This window comes from Magnetospirillum sp. LM-5 (assembly GCF_902729445.1).
In the GTDB taxonomy this organism is placed as follows: Bacteria; Pseudomonadota; Alphaproteobacteria; order Rhodospirillales; family Magnetospirillaceae; genus Magnetospirillum.
This window is the reverse complement of sequence record NZ_CACVCE010000045.1, coordinates 138339-157613: the sequence shown is the minus strand read 5'-3', so window position 1 is coordinate 157613 and position 19275 is coordinate 138339. Positions and strand designations below refer to the sequence as shown.

The following is a 19275-nucleotide window of genomic DNA, read 5'->3' as shown; positions in this document are numbered from 1 at the left end:
GACCGCCTAGACGTTGGTGTCGAGCTGCTCGCCGGGCGGGGTCTTGGGGCCGCCCTTCGAGACGGCGACCAGGGCCGGGCGCAACAGGCGGTCATGAATCTGATAGCCCTGCTGCATCACCATGACCACCGTGCCTTCCGGCTGGGTGGTGTCTTCCATTTCCATCATCGCCTGATGGAAATTGGGATCGAAGCGGGTGCCCAGCGCGGCCACCTGTCGGATGCCGTAGCGTTCGAAGGTGCCCAGCAGCTCGCGCTCGGTCATCTCGACGCCGACCGTCAGGGTGTTGGCGATGTCGTTGCCTTCGCGCGCCGCCGGCGGCACCGCATCCAGCGCGCGGCGCAGATTGTCGGCCACCGACAAAACGTCCTTGGCGAACTGGCCGACGGCGTACTTGCCGCGATCCTCGGCCTGCTGTTCCAGGCGGCGGCGGACGTTCTCGGTGTCGGCGCGGGCGTAGAGAACCTCGTTCTTCAGACGCGCCACCTCGGCTTCCAGCTCGGCCAGCTTGTCGGTCGGCTGGGCTTCCGGGGCGGGGGCGGCAGCCTCGGCGGGGGCCTCGGCCGGGGCGGGGTTGGTCTGTTCGGGGGTCTGGGTCTCGCTCATGAAATCCGTCTCTCTTAACCGATGATGCGGCCGACCACTTTTGCCGTGTAGTCGACCAGGGGGATGATGCGGGCGAAATTCAGCCGCTGCGGGCCGATCACGCCGATGGCGCCGACGATCTGCTCGCGGGCGTCGCGGTAAGGTGCGACGATCATAGAGCAGCCCGAGACGCCGAACAGATCGTTTTCCGATCCGATGAAGATTTGTACGCCCTCGGCCTTGGTGGTCATTTCCAGGATACCGAGAAAGCGTTCCGAGGTCTCCAACGCGTCGAACAGCCCGCGAATGCGTTCCAGATCCTCGACGGCGGTGACGTCTTCCAACAAATGCGACTGGCCGCGCACGATCAGGGCGCTGCGCTGGGCGTCGCCCGACCAGGTGGCCAGGCCGGCCTCGACCACCCGCCTGGTCAGGGCGTCCAGCTGATGGCGCTGGTGTTCCAGCTCGGCCAGCACGTCCTCGCGGACCTCGTCCAGGGTATGACCGGCCAGACGGTGGTTGAGGAAGTTGGTGGCCTCGACCAGGGCCTGGGGCTCGACCCCTTCCGGCAGATCGACCAGCCGGTTTTCCACCAACCCGTCCTCGGTCACCAGCACCACCAAGGCGCGGCCGCGACCCAGCCAGACGAATTCCAGATGCTTGAGATTGCGCTGCATCTTCGGCGCCACCACCATGCCGGCGCAGCGCGACAGGCCCGACAGGGTGCCGATGGCTTCCGACAGCAATTGCTCGACGCTGCGCCCCATGGCCTGGGCCTGGGCGTCGAGCCGGCTGCGTTCCTCGTCGGCCAGGCCGCCCACTTCCAGCAGGCCGTTGACGAACAGCCGCATGCCGGCCTGGGTCGGCAGCCGCCCGGCCGAGGTGTGCGGCGCATAGAGCAGGCCCAGATCCTCGAGATCGGCCATGACGTTCCGGATGGTGGCCGGCGACAGCCCGGCCGGCAGCCGCCGCGACAGCGTACGCGAGCCGATGGGTTCGCCGGTATGCACATAGGCATCGACGATGTGGCGAAATATCTCGCGCGAGCGTTCGTTCAGCTCGGTGATCGCCGGTGTCCTGCCGCGTATCATGGGGGCCTCGGGTGCCGAAATCCGCCCGGAATCTAGTGAGGGTTCGGCCATCCGTCAACTTTGGGGGGTTTCATTCGCCGCGCCGCTTGTTTAGGGTCGCCCCAGATCGATCCCCTTACCCAAGGACACCCCACCGATGAGACCGTCAGGCCGTACCTTCGACCAGCTGCGCGCGATCGCCCTGGAACCCGGCTTTTCCAAGCATGCCGAGGGCTCGTGCCTGGCCAAGTTCGGCGATACCCACGTCCTGTGCACCGCCTCGGTGGAAGATCGGGTGCCGCCGTTCCTGCGCAATACCGGCAAGGGCTGGGTCACCGCCGAATACGGCATGCTGCCGCGTTCGACCCATTCGCGCACCGACCGCGAGGCCGCCAAGGGCAAGCAATCGGGCCGCACCCACGAAATCCAGCGCCTGATCGGCCGGTCCTTGCGCGCCGTCACCGACCTGGTCGCCATGGGCGAGATGCAGATCAAGATCGATTGCGACGTGCTGCAGGCCGATGGCGGCACCCGCACCGCCTCGATCACCGGCGCCTGGGTGGCGCTGCACCTGGCTTTCCAGAAGCTGGTGGCCGACGGCAAGCTGGCCGCCGTGCCGCTGATCGACCATGTTGCGGCCATTTCCTGCGGCATCTTCGAAGGGACCGCCGTGCTGGACCTGGATTACCCCGAGGATTCCAACGCCCAGGCCGACGCCAATTTCGTGCTGACCGGCTCGGGCGGCATCGTCGAGGTCCAGGGCACCGCCGAGGAACGCCCCTTCACCCGCGCCCAGTTCGCCGAGCTGATGGAGCTGGCGGAAAAGGGCGTGACCGAGCTGGTGGCGCACCAGAAGCGCGCGGTGGGGCTGTAACCCCATGGCGCGGCGCCTGACCGGCAAGCTGGTGATCGCCAGCCACAACCAGGGCAAGGTCCGCGAGATCGGCGAATTGCTGGCGCCATACGGCGTCGAGGTGGTGTCGGCCGGCGCCCTGGGCCTGCCCGAGCCCGAGGAAACCGGCTCAAGCTTCGTCGAAAACGCCGAGCTGAAGGCCAAGGCGGCGGCATCGGCTGCCGGCCTGCCGGCCTTGGCCGACGATTCCGGTCTGGCGGTCGATGCGCTGGGCGGCGATCCCGGCATCTATTCGGCGCGCTGGGCCGGACCGGGCAAGGATTTCGCCGCCGCCATGGCCCTGGTGCACGACAAGATGGGCGACCATCCCGACCGCTCGGCCCGCTTCGTCTGCGCGCTGAGCGTCGCCTGGCCGGACGGCGAAATGGTCACCGTCGAAGGCACCGTCGAGGGTGCCATCTGCTGGCCGCCGCGCGGAAACAATGGTTTCGGCTACGATCCGTTTTTCGTGCCGACGGGGGCCAGCTTGACCTTCGGCGAGATCGAGGCGGCGGCCAAGCATGCCATCAGCCACCGCGCCGACGCCTTCCGCAAGCTGGTGGCGGCGTGTCTGGCCTGACCGCGATTTCGGCCGATTCTTTTGGCCTTTATGTCCATTGGCCGTTCTGCCTGTCGAAATGCCCCTATTGCGACTTCAACAGCCGGGCCATGGGGGCGGTCGATCACCGTCGCTGGCGGGCGGCCTATGTCACCGAGCTGGCCCATTTCGCCCGCCTTGCCCCCGGGCGGCGGCTGACCTCGATCTATTTCGGCGGCGGCACCCCCAGCCTGATGGAACCGGCCACCATCGCGGCGATCATCGCGGCGGCGGCCGGCCATTTCACCGTCGCCCCCGACATCGAGATCACCTTAGAGGCCAACCCCTCGACCGCCGAGGCCGGACGCTTCACCGATTTCCGCGCCGCCGGCATCAATCGGCTGTCCATCGGGGTGCAGGCCCTGGACGACCGCGCCCTGGCCTTCCTGGGCCGCGGCCATTCGGCGGCCGAGGCCAAGGCGGCGGTCGGCCTGGCGTCCCGCCTGTTCGAGCGCTATTCGTTCGACCTGATCTGTGCCCGGCCCGGCCAGACCCCGGCCGACTGGGCGGCCGAGCTGGCCCAGGGTCTGGCCATGGCCGGCGACCATCTGTCGCTTTATCAGCTGACCATCGAGGACGGCACCGCCTTCGCGCCCGCCTATGAACGCGGCGACTTCGTCCTGCCCGAGGACGACCAGGCCGCCGCCCTTTACGGCCTGACGCAAGAGATGTGCGAAGGCGCCGGCCTGCCGGCCTATGAGGTGTCGAACCACGCCCGCCCGGGCGGTGAAAGCCGCCACAACCTGACCTATTGGCGGGGCGGCGATTATGTCGGCATCGGGCCCGGCGCCCATGGCCGGCTCGATCACACCGCGCTGGCCCAGCGCCGCGACCCCGGGGCCTGGCTGGACGGCGTGGAGAAGGACGGTCACGGCACCGCCGAGGAAGAGATTCTGGATGCGCGCACCCGCGCCGAGGAGCTGGTGATGATGGGCCTGCGCCTGAATGCCGGCATCGACGCGGCCACCTTCGCCGCCGCCGCCGGCCTGTCCCTGTGGCAGGTGATCGACCCGGCCGGCCTGGCCCGCATGGAGCAAGGCGGCTTCGTCATCCGCACCGCCACCGGCTTGCGGGCCACGGCCGCCGGCCTGCTGATGCTGAACGGCGTCACCGGGGCGCTGCTGGGATAGACCCTCTACTGCCCCGGCATGAAGAAGCTGGTCGGGGCCGGCCCGATTTCCTTGGTCCCGCTGCGCGCCACCTCGCGCACCGCCAGGCCCCGCTCGTTGGTGCCGTCGGGTCGCAGGCGGAACAAGCCGTCGATCCCGGCGAAACCGCCGGCATTGGTCAGCGTCGCGTCCGAGAAATCCAGATTCTGCCGCGTCAAGGCGCCGACCAGGGCGGTGGCGTCATAGGCGATCGAGGCCAGATTGCCGACCTGAACCGGCAGCGGCCCGAAGGCGCGGCCATAGCGGGCCTCGAAATCCTGGTGGGCGGCGACCGGGGGGGCGGCGAACCAGCCGCCCTGCAAGGCCGGCTCGGACGCCAGGCGCGGATCGGCCCACAACATGGTGCCGAGGAAACGGACGTCGGTGGGGTCGACCTCGTAATAGCTGATCAGCGAGGCGACCTGGCGCAGCCGGGTGCCGTCGTCGGGAATCATCACCGCATCGAACGGCGGCGGCGGCACCGGCGGCAGATCCTTGGCGGCGCGGGCATCCTTGGGCCGACCCCGGGTGCGCGATTCGACCTCGGTGAAGCGCTTGACCACCGCCGTCAGATCGGCGGCCGACGGATCGTAGAACTCGACCTTGGCGACCTTGCCGCCTTGCGCCGCCACGGCGGCCCGGAAGGATTCGGCGACCGACCGGCCATATTCGTCGGACCGCGCCAGCAGGGCGAAGCGCTCCTTGCCCTGGGTGCGGGCATGGCCGATCACCCGGGACACCTGGGAATCCGGCAAGAAGCCCAGGGCATAGACCCCCTGGCCGGCGGCGGATCGATCGGTGGTGAAGGCGATCATCGGCACACGCTGCTCGCGGGCGATCGGCCCGGCGGCCTTGACCTCGGGCGAGAAGAGCGGGCCCAGGATGATGTCCGCCCCTTGGGTCAGAGCCTGGCGCGCGGCCTCGGCCGCACCCTCGGGGGTGCCGCGGGTGTCGAGCGGGATCAGGTTGAGCTTTTGGTCGGCCACCTCGAACAAAGCCAGCTGGGCGGCGTTGGACAAGGCCTGGCCCCAGGGGGCGTAACTGCCCGACAGCGGGACCAGAAGGGCGGCGCGGACTTCGTCCCTGTCCAGCTGACGGGAAACCGACGGCGGCAGCAACGCGGGCGGCGCGGCGGGCGGCAGCGCCGCGATGGCCGGCTCGGTGGGGGCCAGAGGGGGAACCGGCGGCTGCGAAAACAGCGTGTCGGCCTTCCCGCCCGGTGCCGGCAGCGGCTCGACCGTGACCGAGGGCGGCGGCGGCACGGCGGTCACTCGGCCGGGCGGAACCGGCGGGGCCGGCGGCGGCGGAGCCGGCACCATGACCTGGGGCCTGGACGCCGGAAGCGGGGCGCGCGGCGCCTCGACCTGCGGAGCGGGCTTGGTTCCCGTCAGCCAAGGTGGTAAGTCTGCCTGTTGACACCCGCTTACCAGAAAAGCCGAGAGCAATGGCAAGGCAGCGACCAGGCGCCACCGGAACGGAACCCGCCGCACAGCGACCCTCCCGTGGGACAAACATCAAGAATCCGCGTGAAGGTAGACCGGCCAGGGCGGGAAGTAAACCGGCGCCCGGCCTGTACCTGATCGCCACCCCCATCGGCAACATGGGCGACATCACCTATCGCGCCGTCGAGGTGCTGGCCGCCGCCGATCTGGTCGCCTGCGAGGACACCCGCGTCACCGGCGGGCTGATGACCAAGCTGGGCCTGGACCGGCCGCTGACCCCCTATCACGAGCACAATGCCGAACGCGCCCGCCCGCACCTGATTTCCCAGCTGAAGGACGGCAAGGTGGTGGCCCTGGTGTCCGATGCCGGCACGCCGCTGGTGTCCGACCCCGGCTATCGCCTGGTCCGGGCCTGTGTCGCCGAGGATATCGCCGTCACCGCCCTGCCCGGCGCCTCGGCGATGATCACCGCGCTGCAGCTGTCGGGTCTGCCCAACGACCGCTTCCTGTTCGGCGGCTTCCTGCCGGCCAAGGCCACCGCCCGGCGCCAGGCGCTGCGCGAGCTGGCCGCCGTGCCGGCCACCTTGATGTTCTACGAATCGCCCAACCGGCTGGGTGCCTCGCTGGCCGACATGGCCGCCGTGCTGGGTGCCCGCGAGGCGGCGGTGGCGCGCGAGCTGACCAAGCTGCACGAGGAAGTGGCGCGCGGCGACCTGTTCGCCCTGGCCAACCGCTATGCCGATGCGCCGCCCAAGGGCGAGGTGGTGGTGGTGGTGGCCCCGCCCGACGATGCCCGCCCGGCCACCGCCGACGAATTGGACGACCGCCTGCGCAAGGCCGTCGCCGACGGTGCCACCGTCAAGGACGCCGCCGCCCTGGTGGCGGCCGAGACCGGCTTTCCCCGCCGCGACGTCTATGCCCGGGCGCTGCGCCTGTTCACCATGGGCGAGGAGTGAGCCCGACCAACCATCAGCGCGGCACCCGGGCCGAGGATCGGGCGGCCTGGTGGCTGCGCCTGAAGGGCTATGCCATCCTGGCCCGGCGCTATCGGGCCGGACGGGGCAGCGGCGGCGGCGAGATCGACATCGTCGCCCGCCGAGGGAGTGTGATCGCCTTCGTCGAGGTCAAGGCCCGCTCCGACGCCGATCTGGCGGCGCTGGCCATCACCCCGGCGCAGACGCGGCGCATCGCCCGCGGTGCCGAGATCTTTCTGGCCGAGCATCCCGAATTGGACGGCCTGACCTATCGTTTCGACGCCATACTGATGGCACCCGGGCGGCTGCCGCGCCATATCGCCGATGCATGGCGCCTCGAGACTTGAGCGCCAAGCCCGCCGACCATTAGACTGATCATGGTCAATTCACCGTAAGGATCGCCCGATGCGCGTCTCTCAGCTTGTCCCCGCCTTGTTTCTGATGGCCTCGGCCGGCCTGCTGGCGGGCTGCGCCGGTGCCGTGGTCGGTGCCGGGGCCACCGCCGGCGTCGCCGCCGCCGAGGAACGCGGGCTCGAGGGCGCGCTGGAGGACACCAAGATCCGCGCCGCCATCAACGAGGCGTGGTTCCGCCACGATGTCGAGATGTTCCGCAAGGTCACCCTGACCATCTCGGAGGGCCGGGTGCTGCTGACCGGGGTGGTGCCGACCGACGCCAACCGTGACGACGCCGCCCGGCTGGTGTGGCAGGTGGCCGGCGTGCGCGAGGTCTATAACGAGGTGCTGGTCCGCCCCGCCGGCAGTGGGCTGATCGACGACGGCCGCGATGTGTGGATCCAGCAGGAACTGAAGGCCAAGCTGCTGTTCGACAAGCAGATCCGCAACATCAACTTCACCGTCGATGTCACCGACGGCACCGTCTACCTGATGGGCATCGCCCAGTCGGAAGGCGAGCTGCAGCGGGTGATGGCCTATGCCCGCGAGATTTCCAACGTCAAGGGCGTGGTCAGCTATGTCCGCCTGAAGGGCGCCGCCCGCGCCGCCGGCGGGTAAATCCATGGCCGCCGCCGATCCCTTCTGGGCCTTGGCCGGATTGGATGGACTGGCGGCACGCGCGCTGGTGCTGGCCGATCCCGGTGGCTTGCCCGGGCGGTGGGCCGATCGGCTGGTGGCCGACCCGCACCCGTTGATTCATGCCGACGACGGCGGCCCGGCGGCCGCCAATCTGGCCGCCACCCTGGAATCGGGCCATGGCGGCGACATCTGCCTGGCCATTTTGTGGCTGGAATATTTTCGCCGCCAATCCATCGCCGCCGAGGCGGTGGACCTACCCGGCCGCATGCTGGTGCGGCTGACCGGCGAGCGGCGGGCGATCCTGGACCCCTGCCAACAGGGACGCGAACTGGACCCGCCTGACCTGCGGGTGCTGGCCGCCGGATTTGGCGGCATTCTGCCCGGCCCCGGCCAATTGGCGGCGCTGTCCGACGATCAGGTGCTGGTCCGCTTGCAAGGCCAGCTGAAAATGCGCCTGTTGAAGGCCGGCGACGTCGCCGCCGCCCTTCTTGCCGTGGAAGGCGCCTTGCGCGTCGATCCCGATCAGGCCAAGCTGTGGCGGGAATCGGGCCTGATGCGCCTGCGACTGGGTGACCTGGCCGGTGCCGTCGCCGCCCTGGAACAATTCGTCACCCGCACCGACAATGGTCAGGCGCGCGGCCGGGCCAGCCAATTGCTGGCCCAGATTCGCGTCCGACTGCCCTGACCCCGCCCCCTGGGAGCCACGTCCATGAGCCTTGCCGTCGCCATCCAGATGGACCCCATCGAGACCATCAACATCAATGCCGATTCGACCTTCGTGCTGGCGCTTGAGGCCCAACGGCGCGGCCATGCCCTGTACCATTACCTGCCCAGTGCCCTGGCCTTGAAGAACGGCCGTGTGCTGGCCTCGGTACGCGCGCTGGAGGTGCGGCGCGAGGCCGGCAACCACGCCACCTTAGGGCAGCCGCAGATGGTCGATCTGGCCACCATGGACGTGGTGCTGATGCGCCAGGACCCGCCCTTCGACATGGCCTATATCACCGCCACCCACCTGCTCGAGCACATTCATCCGGCGACCCTGGTGGTCAACGATCCGGTTCATGTGCGAAACGCCCCGGAAAAGCTGCTGGTCACCCACTTCCCCAAGCTGATGCCGCCGACCCTGATCACCGCCGACGCCCAGCAGGTGGTTGAATTTCGCAAGGAATACAAGGACATCGTCTTGAAGCCGTTGTTCGGCAACGGCGGGGCCGGCGTCTTCCACGTCAAGCCCGACGACGAGAATCTGGGCAGCCTTTTGGAATTGTTCACCCAGCTTTACCGCGAGCCGGTGATCGTCCAGCAATACCTGCCGGCGGTGCGCGACGGCGACAAGCGCATCATTCTGGTGGATGGCCAGCCGGCCGGGGCGGTCAACCGGGTGCCGCAGGCCGGCGAGGCCCGCTCGAACCTGCATGTCGGCGGCAGGGCGATGAAGGCCGATCTGACCGCGCGCGATCGCGAGATCTGCGAGGCCATCGGCCCGACCTTGCGGGCGCGGGGCCTGGTGTTCGTGGGCATCGACGTCATCGGCGGTTTCCTGACCGAGATCAACGTGACCTCGCCCACCGGCATCCAGGAAATCAACCGGTTCGACGATGTTCACATCGAGGCGCAGATCTGGGACGCCATCGAACTGCGCCGAGCTGCCTCCGGCTCGGTGCCGTCAGCCTAATAAAAACAATAGGTTAGTCAGTCGTGCCTTCATACGCAGGCAGAAACTGCATACGAAGTTCTCAGTCAACTGCGTTTGAAGTTTTAGGGCCGACCCTGTTGCGTTGATGCAACATCCGGACTCGCCGCCGGCACGGTGAAGCGGAAGACCGACCCTCCCGCCGGTCCTTCCTCGACCCAGATGCGTCCGCCATGGCGTTCGACGATTTTCTTGGCGATGGCCAATCCGATGCCGGTTCCCGGATAGGCCGCTTTGGTATGAAGCCTTTGAAAAATCTGAAAAATTCTTTCCCGCGCCTCGGCCGGAACGCCGATCCCGTTGTCGGTGACCGAGACCACCCACTCTGGTCCGGCCCGCTCGGCCGTCACCATTACCCGGGGCGGCAGATCGGGGCGACGGTATTTCAGCGCATTGCCGATCAGGTTCTGCAGCAGGCGAACGAGCAGGGGCGCGGCCCCCCGGACCTGCGGCAGGGGGGTTGTGCGGACCACGGTCGCACCCGATTCGGCGATGGCCGCATCCAAATTTATCAACGCATTGGCTAACAAATCCTCAAGCGACACATCAGCAAGGGACGCCTCGGCGCGGCCGACCCGGGAATAGGCCAGCAGGTCGTCGATCATGTTCTTCATGCGGCCGGCGCCGTCGGACAGGTAGGCCAGGAATTCACGACCGTCCTGATCCAAGGCGGGGCCGTAACGTTTTTCCACCAGCTGGGCGTAGGCCCCGATCATCCGCAACGGCTCTTGCAGATCGTGCGAGGCGATGTAGGCGAAGTGTTCCAACTCGGCGTTCGAGCGGGCCAGCTCGTCATTGGCCGCCGACAATTCGGTGGTGCGCTCGGCGACCATGCGTTCCTGCAGGGCGCGGGCGGCGTCCAGGCGCAGCCAGCTCTCGCGCAGGCGAGCCAGGAAGATCAGGCTGGCCCCGGCCAGCAGCACGAAGCCCAGCCCGTGCACCAGCAGAATCTGACGGCGGATCGGGTCGCTGACCACGGTGAATTCCGCCAGCGGAATGCTGACCGACAGGCCGCCGCGCACGTCGCCCACCTGATAGCCCTGGGGGGCGTGGCATTTCAGGCACGGCTCCTCGACCAGCATGCGCGAGATGTAGCGATAGACCGGGCCGGATGCGCCCGCGACCAGCTCCAGCTTCTCGGCCAGGCCGGCCTCGAACTCGACCAGCGCCTGGTCCTCCCAGGCGTCGGGAGCGTTGCCCGGCCGGATCGGCCGCCGGCTGGTCAGGCGCAGATTCAGCCGCTCGTCGGCATTGATCATCTCGGCGACCTGGCGGGTCAGGTAGGACGGGTTGATCTTGGTGAAAGGCCGGCCGTTGATCTCGACGTCGCGCAGGGGATCGACCAGCCATTGGTTGGGCGGCGTCGCCTCGGTGGCCGGAACATAGACGCCGCCATGCTTGGCGGTCCACAGTCGGGTGGTCTGGATCACCGTCACCACCATGCGCGCCCGCGTCAGCGCCGCCTGGCGGTCCTGATCGTCCAGCATGTCGAGATTGTGCCACGCCGACAGGCCGGCGATGGCGGCCCACAGGCCGACCATTCCCACCCCGACCTTGAACCCGGGAACACGCATGCGCTTTCGCTCCACAATGGCGCTCGGTGCCCCCCAGCGGGGTTCAGCATAACCCAGGGGTGGAAGACCTACAACCATATGGCGGGTGCTGGTATTGCCTTCGCACCGTGCTTGCGCGGACACGTGTTTCGGGGGAAAACAACAATGCATGCAACCCGGGTCGGGAGCCGATGACCACCCACGCCCCCACTGTCGCCTTCTCGGGCATCGAGTGCCTGGACATCGACGTCCAGGTGCAAATCGCCAACGGTCTGCCGGCTTTCACCCTGGTCGGTCTGCCGGACAAAGCGGTCGGCGAAAGCCGCGAGCGGGTGCGCGCCGCCTTCAACGCGCTGGGCCTGGCGCTGCCGCCCAAGCGGATCACCATCAATTTGGCCCCGGCCGACCTGTTGAAGGAAGGCAGCCATTTCGACCTGCCCATCGCCCTGGGTTTGTTGGGCGCCATGGGGGTGCTGCCACCCGACGAGGTGGCCGGCTTCGTGTCGCTGGGCGAGCTGGGACTGGATGGCAGCCTGGCCCCGGTGTCGGGGGTGCTGCCGGCGGCGATCACCGCCCTGGGGGCCGGCAAGGGGCTGATCTGCCCGGGCTCGCAGGGGCCGGAAGCGGCCTGGGCCGGCGATGTCGAGATTCTGGCGCCCGCCAGCCTGCTGGCCCTGATCAACCATTTCAAGGGCACCCAGGTCTTGAGCCGGCCCACCCCGCGCCTGGAGGACGAGGCCGGCCCCTTGCCCGACCTTCGTGACGTCAAGGGCCAGGAGACCGCCAAGCGGGCCCTCGAGGTGGCGGCGGCCGGCGGCCACAATCTGCTGATGATCGGCCCGCCCGGTTCGGGCAAGTCGATGCTGGCGGCCCGCCTGCCCGGCCTGCTGCCGCCCTTGACCGCCGCCGAGGCCCTGGAAGTCAGCCAGATCCACTCGGTCGCCGGCCAACTGGCCGGGGGACGGCTGCTGCGCAGGCGGCCCTTTCGCGACCCTCACCATTCCGCCTCCGTTCCGGCCCTGGTCGGCGGCGGCCAACGGGCCCGACCGGGCGAGGTGTCGCTGGCCCATGCCGGGGTGCTGTTCCTGGACGAGCTGCCGGAATTCCAGCGGGGCGCGCTTGAAGCCCTGCGCCAGCCGCTGGAATCGGGCCGCGCCACGGTGGCGCGGGCCAACGCCCATGTCAGCTATCCCGCCCGCATCCAGCTGGTGGCGGCGATGAATCCGTGCCGCTGCGGCCATCTGGGCGACGCCTCCCTGGCCTGCACCAAGGCGCCTCGCTGCGGGGCCGAGTATCAATCGAAGATTTCCGGCCCGCTGTTCGACCGCATCGACCTGCATGTCGAGGTGCCGGCGGTCAACCCGGCCGATCTGTCGCTGCCGCCGCCGGCCGAGGGCTCGGCCGAGGTCGCCGCCCGGGTCGCCGCCGCCCGCGCCGTCCAGGCCGAGCGGTTCGAGGCTGTGGTGCCCGGCAAGGGCCTGACCACCAACGCCCAGGCCGACGGCGCCGTGCTGGAACAGATCGCCGGCCCCGATGCCGCCGGCCGCGCCCTGCTGACCGAAGCGGCCGAGCGCATGCGGCTGTCGGCGCGCGGCTATCACCGGGTGCTGCGGGTGGCCCGCACCCTGGCCGACCTGGACGGGTCGGAGACCGTGCGTCGCCTGCATATCGCCGAGGCGCTGTCCTATCGCCGGGTCATGCCGGGTCGGGCATAGACCGGACCTCCGAAAGTCTGGTTGCGTGTTGCGCACAGGTTGCGCACAGTGGGGCCATGAGTGCGCCGTCCTGTTCGGGCAGCCGGGCCTGCCATGCCATTTCCGCCACCGTCATCGACGTGGTGCAGGCGCTGATCCGCGACCGCGCCGTCGATGGCAAGGTCGAGGTCGCCGACCTCGAGCGCATGCTGAGCCTGGTGCGCCGCGGCACCATGTCGATGGACACCGCCTTCCTGGCCCAGGAAGAACGTTGCCGCAAGGATCACAGCAGGCCCAAGGGCAATGTCGGCGCGCGTTCGAACCCGTTCCAGCGTCTGATGGTCCGCCCGTTCGAGCATCTGCTGTTCGGCGATCCGCCGCCCTTCCCCCGCCCGCTTCTGGCCAATTACTTCACCTTCATCGAACAGGCCCTCGAACCCGAGCGCGACGCCTGGGAAAAGGTCTGCCGCGCCGTCATCCAGGCGCTGCTGGTGGTGCATGGCAACAATCTGACCTGGGACCATTTCTATTCCGACAGCCGCGCCTTGAAGACCCTGGGCACGGCGCTGACCCGCATCGCCCGCCTGCTCGGCACCCATGACGGCGCCCGCCATTGGCAGGAAATCATGGGCCGCCCGCTGGTCGATCACCCGCAGGCCACCCTGGAGCAGATCGCCCTGGTCCGTCAGGCCTTGCTGGAAACCCAACGCGGCCTGAACGTGGCTTGACCAAAGTCGGGTCGGTCATCGCCAAAGCAGGATAAAAAGGCGCTTCCACCAAGGGGGCGGCCATGGGCGATACGGCACGGATCTGGATTCCACGGTTGTTGTTGGCGATCGAGCTGGCGCTGTTCGCCTTCATCGCCACCCATCTCGATGTCGGCCTGAAGACCGAGATGATCGACGGCCAGCCGGCCGGCAATTGTTCGGAAACCGAATTCGCCACCATCGGCATGGTCTGGCTGGGCATGACCTGTCTGGCCTTTGCCGGCTGCCTGTTGTCGCTGTTCGGCCGCTCGAAATGGCTGGGCCTGGTGCTGTTCGCCCTGCCGGTGATCACCGCCACCACCATGGCCAAATACCAGGAAGACCGTTATCCCGCTTGCTGGGAGCGCCCGGCCGACCCGCGAAAGGGCTAAGGATCCAACTCGACCAGCACCGGCACATGGTCGGACGGTTGGGTCCATTGCCGGCATTCGCGCGCCACCAGCGCCGAGCGAAGCCCATCCTTCAAGGCCGGCGTCACCCACACATGGTCCAGGCGGCGGCCGCGATCGTTCTTCTGCCAGTCGGGCGAGCGATAGGACCACCAGGTGTACAGCCGTTCGGTGGGTGGAATGAAGTGGCGCACCGCATCGACCCAGCCCAGCGAGTCCTGCAGCCGGCCCAGTTTCTCGACCTCGACCGGGGTATGGCTGACCACGGACAGCAATTGCTTATGCGACCACACGTCGGTTTCCAGCGGTGCGATGTTGAAATCGCCGGCCAGGACCAGCCGATCGGCGGCGCCAGAGCGGGTTGGCAGCCAGGCGGTCAGCTCGTCCAGGAAGGCCAGCTTGTGGGCGAATTTGGGGTTGGTGTCGGGGTCGGGCACATCGCCGCCGGCCGGCACGTACAGACTGTGCACCTCGATCCCGTCGATGCACGCCGCAATGTGGCGGCAATCGCCCTTGCCGCACCAATCGGGCAGCGCGACCGGCTGGGCCGGCGATTTCGACAAGATGGCCACGCCGTTATAGCTTTTCATGCCCTTGAACAGCACATGGTCGAAGCCCAGGCCGCGGCAATCGTCCAGCGGGAACAGCGGGTCATCGACCTTGATCTCTTGCAGGCAGACCACGTCGGGACGAAGGGTCTCGACGATGTCGCGCAACAAATCCATGCGCAGGCGCAGCGAGTTGATGTTCCAGGTGACCAGGCGCAAGACGGCATGCTCCGCAAGAGAGTCGGAGCCCAGGTCCTACCATGAAGACGGACCCCGAAACAGGGGGCGCCCGGTCAGGGGGGTAACCGGGCGCCCGTTCTGCTCCGTGCGGAGCGTGGGGTCGGCAGGGGAGACCTACCCCACGCGACCCAACCGATGAAGGCCGGGCCGCTCTGTTACACGAGATGGGGAGGTGGCGGCCAATTCGGTAACGGGTGAAATGCATAGCAGCATTGCATGAAACGCATGCCAGCCGACCCGGCCGCCATGGTGGGATGGAGCCATGAACGCCGAGGATTTCTTCATCGAGGGACTGCGCCTGGCGGCCGGCGGCAAACTGGCCGAGGCGGCCGAACGTTGGGCCGCCACCCTGGCGGCGGCGCCGGCCCATGCCCAGGCCCGTTTCAACCGGGTGCTGGCGCTGGGCCGCCTGGGCCGTCTCGAGGAGGCGGCAGCCGAGGCGGCCGAGGGGTGCCGCCACCATCCGACCGAGCCGTCCTTCCCGGCCCAATTGGGGCAGATCCTGGCCCGGCTGGGTCGTCTGGACCGGGCGGCCGATGCCCTGCGCCAAGCCCTGGGACTGGGGGACGACCCGGCCCTGTGGTGGGCGCTGGGCCTGGTCGAACGCGACCGCTGCGCCTGGAGCCAGGCCCGCCAGGCCCTGAGCCATGTCGAGGACCGGGTCGAGGCCCGCTTCGAACTGGCCCAGTTGCTGTTGCGCGACGGTGAATGGCAAAAAGGCTGGGAATTGTGGGAATCCCGGCTGGCCCGGCCCCAGGCGGCCGAGGATCGCTGGCACATCCCCGAATGGACCGGCGGCGGGTTGAACGGCCTGGACCTGCTGGTCTATGGCGAGCAAGGCGTGGGCGACACCATCCAGATGCTGCGCTTCGTCCCCGAACTGGCCCAGCGGGGCGCCATCGTCCGCCTGGCCGTTCATGACGGGCTGATGGGATTGCTGGCCGGCCTGCCCGGCGTGACCCAGCTCTTGCCGCTGTCGGCGCCGGCCTGCCCGGCGACGCACCGCGTCTCGATCATGTCGCTTCCGCATCGATTGCCGGCCGCCGATTGCCGGCCGGGTTCGGTGCCTTATCTGGCCGCCCGGCCGGCAGTCCTGACGGGGGGCGGCCTCAAGGTCGGATTGGTGTGGGCCGGGTCGGCCAGCTTCGCCAATGCCGCCCAACGCCATGTCGGCCGGCAATTGCTGGAGCCCTTGGCCGCCATCCCCGGCACCAGCCTTTATTCGCTGCAACTGGACCAGGCGCCGAACGATCCGGCCATCACCGATCTGGCGCCCGGCATCAAGGATTGGACCGACACCGCCGGCCTGATCGCCGCCCTGGATGTGGTCATCAGCGTCGATACCGGCACCGCCCATCTGGCCGGGGCCATGGGCAAACCGGTGTGGCTGCTGCTGCACAAGGGGGCCGACTGGCGCTGGGGGCATGGCACCCGGACCGACTGGTACCCGTCGGCCAGGCTGTATCGCCAAGACACCAACGGCGATTGGGGGCCGGTGCTGGCCAGGGTCGGCCTGGATTTGCGCAAGCTGGCGCGGGCTTAACCTTCCCGCAGCTTCGGCCTGGTGTTGCTGGGGTCTTTGAACTCGAACAATTTGGGATCGAAGGACAGCCCGGTCTGGGTGTCGAACAGCGATACCTGGGTCACGTTGCCCTGCGGGTCCAGCACCCGCCATTGCTTCAGCGCGAACGGGCGTTCGGTGAAGACCAGGGTCAGCTCGCCCTGGCCGGGATCGTCGGCCTGGACCATCGACACCGTCAGGATGCCCGGCGCCCGACCGACCTTGGTAACGGCGACGTCCTTGCCGTCGAGGTGGACGTTCTTGCGCACCAGGATGCCGGCCGGGGTGGAATCCAACGGGATATAGCTGGGCGCGTCCAGTTCCTTGTCGTGGACGATCAGGAAGGTGCCGTCGGCCACCACCAGCATCGGCGACGGCGGATCGTATTGCAGCCGCATGCGGCCGGGTCGCGAGAAATAGGCGGTGCCTTCGGCCTGGCTGCCGTTGGGGGCGGTCTGCAGGAAGCGCGCCCTGAGCGTGGTGAAGGAATTCAGGTATTCCTCGGCCCGCTCGACATCGGCCTTGTCCTGGGCCGACAAGGCCTTGCGCGGGGCGGCCATGGCCGGGCCGGCCAGGATGGTGGTGGCCAGCAAGGCCAGAAGGCGGCGGCGGGTGAGGTGCGGCAAGGGTTCGGTCTCCGGGGTGGCAGGTCTTTGTGCCCGCCAATCATGGCGAAATTTAGTAATCATCTCGGGTCGAACGGGCAAGCACCTCGCGCTTGCCGACATGGTTGGCCTTGCCGACCACCCCTTCGGCCTCCATCCGCTCGATCAGGCGGGCGGCGCGGTTATAGCCGATCTGCAGGTGACGCTGGACGAAACTGGTCGAGGCCTTGCCCTCGCGGGCGACCAGCGCCACCGCCTGGTCGTAAAGGTCGTCGCCAGAACCGCCGCCCCCCGAGCCGGGCAGGCCGAACTCGCCATCCTCTTCCTCGGTGACCGCCTCGATATACGAGGGCTCGCCCTGGCCGCGCAGATGTTCGACCACCTGCTCGACCTCCTGGTCCGACACGAAGGGACCGTGCACGCGGGTAATGCGGCCGCCGGCCGCCATGTACAGCATGTCGCCCTGGCCCAGCAGCTGCTCGGCGCCCTGCTCGCCCAGGATGGTGCGGCTGTCGATCTTGCTGGTGACCTGGAACGAGATGCGGGTGGGGAAGTTGGCCTTGATGGTGCCGGTGATGACGTCGACGCTGGGCCGCTGGGTCGCCATGATCAGATGAATGCCGGCGGCGCGCGCCATCTGGGCCAGACGCTGCACCGCCGCCTCGATGTCCTTGCCGGCCACCAGCATCAAATCGGCCATTTCATCGACGATGACCACGATGAACGGCAGCGCCTTCAGGTCCAGCAGCTGGTCCTCATAGATCGGCTTGCCGGTGTCGGGGTCGAAGCCGGTCTGCACCGTGCGGGTCAGTTGCTCGCCCTTGTCGCGGGCCTCGGCCAGGCGCTGGTTGTAGCCGGCGATGCTGCGGACGCCCAATTGGCTCATGGCGCGGTAGCGGTCTTCCATCTCGCGCACCGCCCATTTCAGGGCCACCACCGCCTTGCCGGGCTCGGTCACCACCGGGGCCAGAAGATGCGGGATGCCGTCATAGACCGACAGTTCCAACATCTTGGGGTCGATCATGATCAACCGGCATTCTTCCGGGCTCAGGCGATAAAGCAGCGACAGGATCATGGTGTTGACCGCCACCGACTTGCCCGAACCGGTGGTCCCGGCGATCAACAGGTGCGGCATGCGGGCCAGATCGACCATCACCGGCGCACCGCCGATATCCTTGCCCAAGACCAGGGTCAGCCGCGCCCCGGCCTTTTCGAATTGTTCGGCGGCCAGCATCTCGCGCAAGTAAACCGTCTCGCGCCGGGCGTTGGGCAACTCGATACCGATCACCGAGCGGCCGGGAATGGTGGCGATGCGCACCGACAGCGCGCTCATCGAGCGGGCGATGTCATCGGCCAGGCCGATCACCCGGCTGGTCTTGGTGCCGGGCGCCGGTTCCAGTTCGTAAAGTGTCACCACCGGGCCGGGGCGGACCTTCAAGACCTTGCCGTTGACGCCGAAATCCTCGAGCACCGATTCCAGCATGCGGGCGTTCTGGGCCAGGCCGTCCTGATTGATGGCGGTGCGGTTGGATTCGGGCGGCAAGGCCAGCAGGGTCAGGGGCGGCAGCGCCCAGCCGGGCCCGACCGGGCCGCCCAGGTCCAGCATGCCCTGGCGGGCGGCGCGTTCGCGCTTGCCGGCGGCCGGCGGCGGGCGCTTGGGTTCGACCAGGGCACCGGGCTCGGGCATGCGCTCGAAGGGCGGCGGGTCGTCGTCGCGGGGCAAAGGCGCGATGACCGCGTCGTATTCATCATCATCCTCGTCCGGGTCGGACCAGCGCATCGGCGGCGGCTCGCGCACCACCGGGCCGGCGGCCGGCGAGGGTGCGCGGTGGCGAAGCGCGGCCGCCGCATGGCCGGTGGCCACCGCCACCTGGATCGAACGGGTGCCGGCCTTGGACAGGTTGGCCCAATCCGCTGGCGACAGCCCCAGAACGAAGATCAACAGACCGAAGCCGGCGCCGCCGGCCAGGAAGCCCACCGCCCAGACGAACTCGGTCGGCACCTGCGGAGCCACCGTCGTCCACAGCACCCGGCCCAAGGCGCCGCCGGAACCGGCGATGACGTCGGGCGCCGGCAGCGGCAGCGCGGCCAGGGCCAGCGCCCATAACAGCACCACCACCGGCAGGGCCGCGATGCGGGTCGCCCACAAGGACGGTGCGCGGGCGCGGATCAGCGTGCGCAGGCCCCAGATCAGGGCCACCGCCACCGCCACCCACGCGGCCAGGCCAACCAGCTGGCCCAGCAGGTCGGCGACGCTGGCGCCCACCCGGCCCAAGGCATTGCGCACCGGTCCGTCCACGGCATTGTTGAACGAGGGATCGCGCGGATCGGCGGTGACCAGGGCGGCGGCGATCAGGCCAGCAATCACGATCAGGCCCAGGCCGCCCAGACGGGCAGCCAGCCGCCACAGCGCGTCGGCCGCGCCCTTGGGAAGAAAACCGCCCTTGCCAACCCCCTTCTTGGCCGCGGCCATCCTGCGCTCTC

The 19275-nt window shown here is 68.6% G+C and carries 19 protein-coding genes; 12 read left to right on the top strand and 7 right to left on the bottom strand.

Translation table 11 applies throughout. The features are described from left to right. Positions 1–6 precede the first annotated feature (6 nt). Together grpE and hrcA are read right to left on the bottom strand one after the other, a co-directional pair. Positions 7–606, bottom strand: a complete 600-nt coding sequence (gene grpE / locus MTBLM5_RS14700) for a nucleotide exchange factor GrpE (RefSeq protein ID WP_173976822.1) — start codon at positions 604–606, stop codon at positions 7–9. Between the two features lie 14 nt (positions 607–620). Continuing rightward, positions 621–1676, bottom strand: coding sequence for a heat-inducible transcriptional repressor HrcA (hrcA, locus tag MTBLM5_RS14695; RefSeq protein ID WP_173976821.1), 1056 nt, complete (start codon positions 1674–1676; stop codon positions 621–623). A gap of 136 nt (positions 1677–1812) precedes the next feature. Between hrcA and rph the strand changes: the two genes are divergently transcribed. The 3 genes from rph to hemW are packed head-to-tail and all read left to right on the top strand — an operon-like array spanning position 1813 to position 4275. After that, positions 1813–2529 (top strand): ribonuclease PH, encoded by a 717-nt coding sequence (gene rph / locus MTBLM5_RS14690; protein ID WP_173976820.1) that lies wholly within the window; start codon positions 1813–1815, stop codon positions 2527–2529. A 4-nt stretch (positions 2530–2533) separates the two neighbouring features. Further along, on the top strand, positions 2534–3127 hold the full coding sequence (gene rdgB / locus MTBLM5_RS14685; protein ID WP_173976819.1) for an RdgB/HAM1 family non-canonical purine NTP pyrophosphatase: 594 nt from the start codon (positions 2534–2536) through the stop codon (positions 3125–3127). Next, positions 3115–4275: a radical SAM family heme chaperone HemW gene (gene hemW / locus MTBLM5_RS14680; protein ID WP_254431066.1), complete on the top strand. Its 1161-nt coding sequence runs from the start codon at positions 3115–3117 to the stop codon at positions 4273–4275. Before rdgB ends, hemW begins: the two co-directional genes overlap by 13 nt. A gap of 5 nt (positions 4276–4280) precedes the next feature. Here the strand turns inward: hemW and MTBLM5_RS14675 are convergent, their stop codons facing one another. Then, a complete protein-coding gene (locus tag MTBLM5_RS14675) occupies positions 4281–5612 on the bottom strand; it encodes a penicillin-binding protein activator (protein WP_173976818.1) in 1332 nt (443 codons plus the stop codon). Between the two features lie 125 nt (positions 5613–5737). Between MTBLM5_RS14675 and rsmI the strand changes: the two genes are divergently transcribed. From rsmI to gshB, 5 genes are read left to right on the top strand one after another with little or no spacing between them, the layout of a single operon-like run. After that, complete coding sequence (gene rsmI, locus MTBLM5_RS14670) at positions 5738–6691, top strand: 16S rRNA (cytidine(1402)-2'-O)-methyltransferase (RefSeq protein ID WP_173976817.1); 954 nt, start codon at positions 5738–5740, stop codon at positions 6689–6691. Further along, complete coding sequence (locus MTBLM5_RS14665; RefSeq protein WP_173976816.1) at positions 6688–7056, top strand: YraN family protein; 369 nt, start codon at positions 6688–6690, stop codon at positions 7054–7056. The genes rsmI and MTBLM5_RS14665 overlap by 4 nt, the downstream gene beginning before the upstream one ends. A 58-nt stretch (positions 7057–7114) precedes the next feature. Next, a complete protein-coding gene (locus MTBLM5_RS14660; RefSeq protein ID WP_173976815.1) occupies positions 7115–7720 on the top strand; it encodes a BON domain-containing protein in 606 nt (201 codons plus the stop codon). Positions 7721–7724: 4 nt separating this feature from the next. Next, positions 7725–8426 (top strand): tetratricopeptide repeat protein, encoded by a 702-nt coding sequence (locus tag MTBLM5_RS14655; RefSeq protein WP_173976814.1) that lies wholly within the window; start codon positions 7725–7727, stop codon positions 8424–8426. Between the two features lie 24 nt (positions 8427–8450). Further along, the gene (gene gshB, locus MTBLM5_RS14650) at positions 8451–9416 is read left to right on the top strand and encodes a glutathione synthase (protein ID WP_173976813.1); all 966 of its coding nucleotides are present in this window, start codon (positions 8451–8453) and stop codon (positions 9414–9416) included. Between the two features lie 83 nt (positions 9417–9499). Here gshB and MTBLM5_RS14645 read toward each other — a convergent pair whose 3' ends face one another. After that, positions 9500–11008 carry an ATP-binding protein gene (locus tag MTBLM5_RS14645; RefSeq protein WP_173976812.1) on the bottom strand — a complete coding sequence of 503 codons (1509 nt, stop codon included), beginning with the start codon at positions 11006–11008 and terminating at the stop codon, positions 9500–9502. Between the two features lie 170 nt (positions 11009–11178). Between MTBLM5_RS14645 and MTBLM5_RS14640 the strand changes: the two genes are divergently transcribed. From MTBLM5_RS14640 to MTBLM5_RS14630, 3 genes are all read left to right on the top strand, one after another. Further along, entirely contained in the window at positions 11179–12702 is a 1524-nt protein-coding gene (locus MTBLM5_RS14640; protein WP_173976811.1) for a YifB family Mg chelatase-like AAA ATPase, read from the top strand. 56 nt (positions 12703–12758) lie between these two features. Beyond that, entirely contained in the window at positions 12759–13409 is a 651-nt protein-coding gene (locus MTBLM5_RS14635) for a hypothetical protein (RefSeq protein ID WP_173976810.1), read from the top strand. Between the two features lie 62 nt (positions 13410–13471). Then, positions 13472–13819 carry a hypothetical protein gene (locus MTBLM5_RS14630; protein WP_173976809.1) on the top strand — a complete coding sequence of 116 codons (348 nt, stop codon included), beginning with the start codon at positions 13472–13474 and terminating at the stop codon, positions 13817–13819. On the opposite strand, the gene xth is transcribed toward MTBLM5_RS14630, so the two are convergent. Further along, entirely contained in the window at positions 13816–14604 is a 789-nt protein-coding gene (gene xth / locus MTBLM5_RS14625; protein ID WP_173976808.1) for an exodeoxyribonuclease III, read from the bottom strand. The two genes, MTBLM5_RS14630 and xth, sit on opposite strands and share 4 nt — an antisense overlap. A gap of 283 nt (positions 14605–14887) precedes the next feature. On the opposite strand from xth, the gene MTBLM5_RS14620 reads away from it, so the two are divergent. Beyond that, complete coding sequence (locus MTBLM5_RS14620) at positions 14888–16168, top strand: tetratricopeptide repeat protein (protein WP_173976807.1); 1281 nt, start codon at positions 14888–14890, stop codon at positions 16166–16168. Here MTBLM5_RS14620 and MTBLM5_RS14615 read toward each other — a convergent pair. Together MTBLM5_RS14615 and MTBLM5_RS14610 are read right to left on the bottom strand one after the other, a co-directional pair. After that, positions 16165–16812 (bottom strand): outer membrane lipoprotein carrier protein LolA, encoded by a 648-nt coding sequence (locus MTBLM5_RS14615; RefSeq protein ID WP_254431064.1) that lies wholly within the window; start codon positions 16810–16812, stop codon positions 16165–16167. The genes MTBLM5_RS14620 and MTBLM5_RS14615 overlap by 4 nt on opposite strands. Positions 16813–16864: 52 nt before the next feature. Then, positions 16865–19264 (bottom strand): DNA translocase FtsK 4TM domain-containing protein, encoded by a 2400-nt coding sequence (locus MTBLM5_RS14610; protein ID WP_173976806.1) that lies wholly within the window; start codon positions 19262–19264, stop codon positions 16865–16867. Between the last annotated feature and the right edge of the window lie 11 nt (positions 19265–19275).

Coding starts and splice junctions, on each gene's coding strand:
- grpE (WP_173976822.1), bottom strand. CDS start 606: ATGAGCGAGACCCAGACCCCCGAACAGACCAACCCCGCCCCGGCCGAG.
- hrcA (WP_173976821.1), bottom strand. CDS start 1,676: ATGATACGCGGCAGGACACCGGCGATCACCGAGCTGAACGAACGCTCG.
- rph (WP_173976820.1), top strand. CDS start 1,813: ATGAGACCGTCAGGCCGTACCTTCGACCAGCTGCGCGCGATCGCCCTG.
- rdgB (WP_173976819.1), top strand. CDS start 2,534: ATGGCGCGGCGCCTGACCGGCAAGCTGGTGATCGCCAGCCACAACCAG.
- MTBLM5_RS14675 (WP_173976818.1), bottom strand. CDS start 5,612: ATGGTGCCGGCTCCGCCGCCGCCGGCCCCGCCGGTTCCGCCCGGCCGA.
- rsmI (WP_173976817.1), top strand. CDS start 5,738: ATGGCAAGGCAGCGACCAGGCGCCACCGGAACGGAACCCGCCGCACAG.
- MTBLM5_RS14660 (WP_173976815.1), top strand. CDS start 7,115: ATGCGCGTCTCTCAGCTTGTCCCCGCCTTGTTTCTGATGGCCTCGGCC.
- MTBLM5_RS14655 (WP_173976814.1), top strand. CDS start 7,725: ATGGCCGCCGCCGATCCCTTCTGGGCCTTGGCCGGATTGGATGGACTG.
- gshB (WP_173976813.1), top strand. CDS start 8,451: ATGAGCCTTGCCGTCGCCATCCAGATGGACCCCATCGAGACCATCAAC.
- MTBLM5_RS14645 (WP_173976812.1), bottom strand. CDS start 11,008: ATGCGTGTTCCCGGGTTCAAGGTCGGGGTGGGAATGGTCGGCCTGTGG.
- MTBLM5_RS14640 (WP_173976811.1), top strand. CDS start 11,179: ATGACCACCCACGCCCCCACTGTCGCCTTCTCGGGCATCGAGTGCCTG.
- MTBLM5_RS14635 (WP_173976810.1), top strand. CDS start 12,759: ATGAGTGCGCCGTCCTGTTCGGGCAGCCGGGCCTGCCATGCCATTTCC.
- MTBLM5_RS14630 (WP_173976809.1), top strand. CDS start 13,472: ATGGGCGATACGGCACGGATCTGGATTCCACGGTTGTTGTTGGCGATC.
- MTBLM5_RS14620 (WP_173976807.1), top strand. CDS start 14,888: ATGAACGCCGAGGATTTCTTCATCGAGGGACTGCGCCTGGCGGCCGGC.
- MTBLM5_RS14610 (WP_173976806.1), bottom strand. CDS start 19,264: ATGGCCGCGGCCAAGAAGGGGGTTGGCAAGGGCGGTTTTCTTCCCAAG.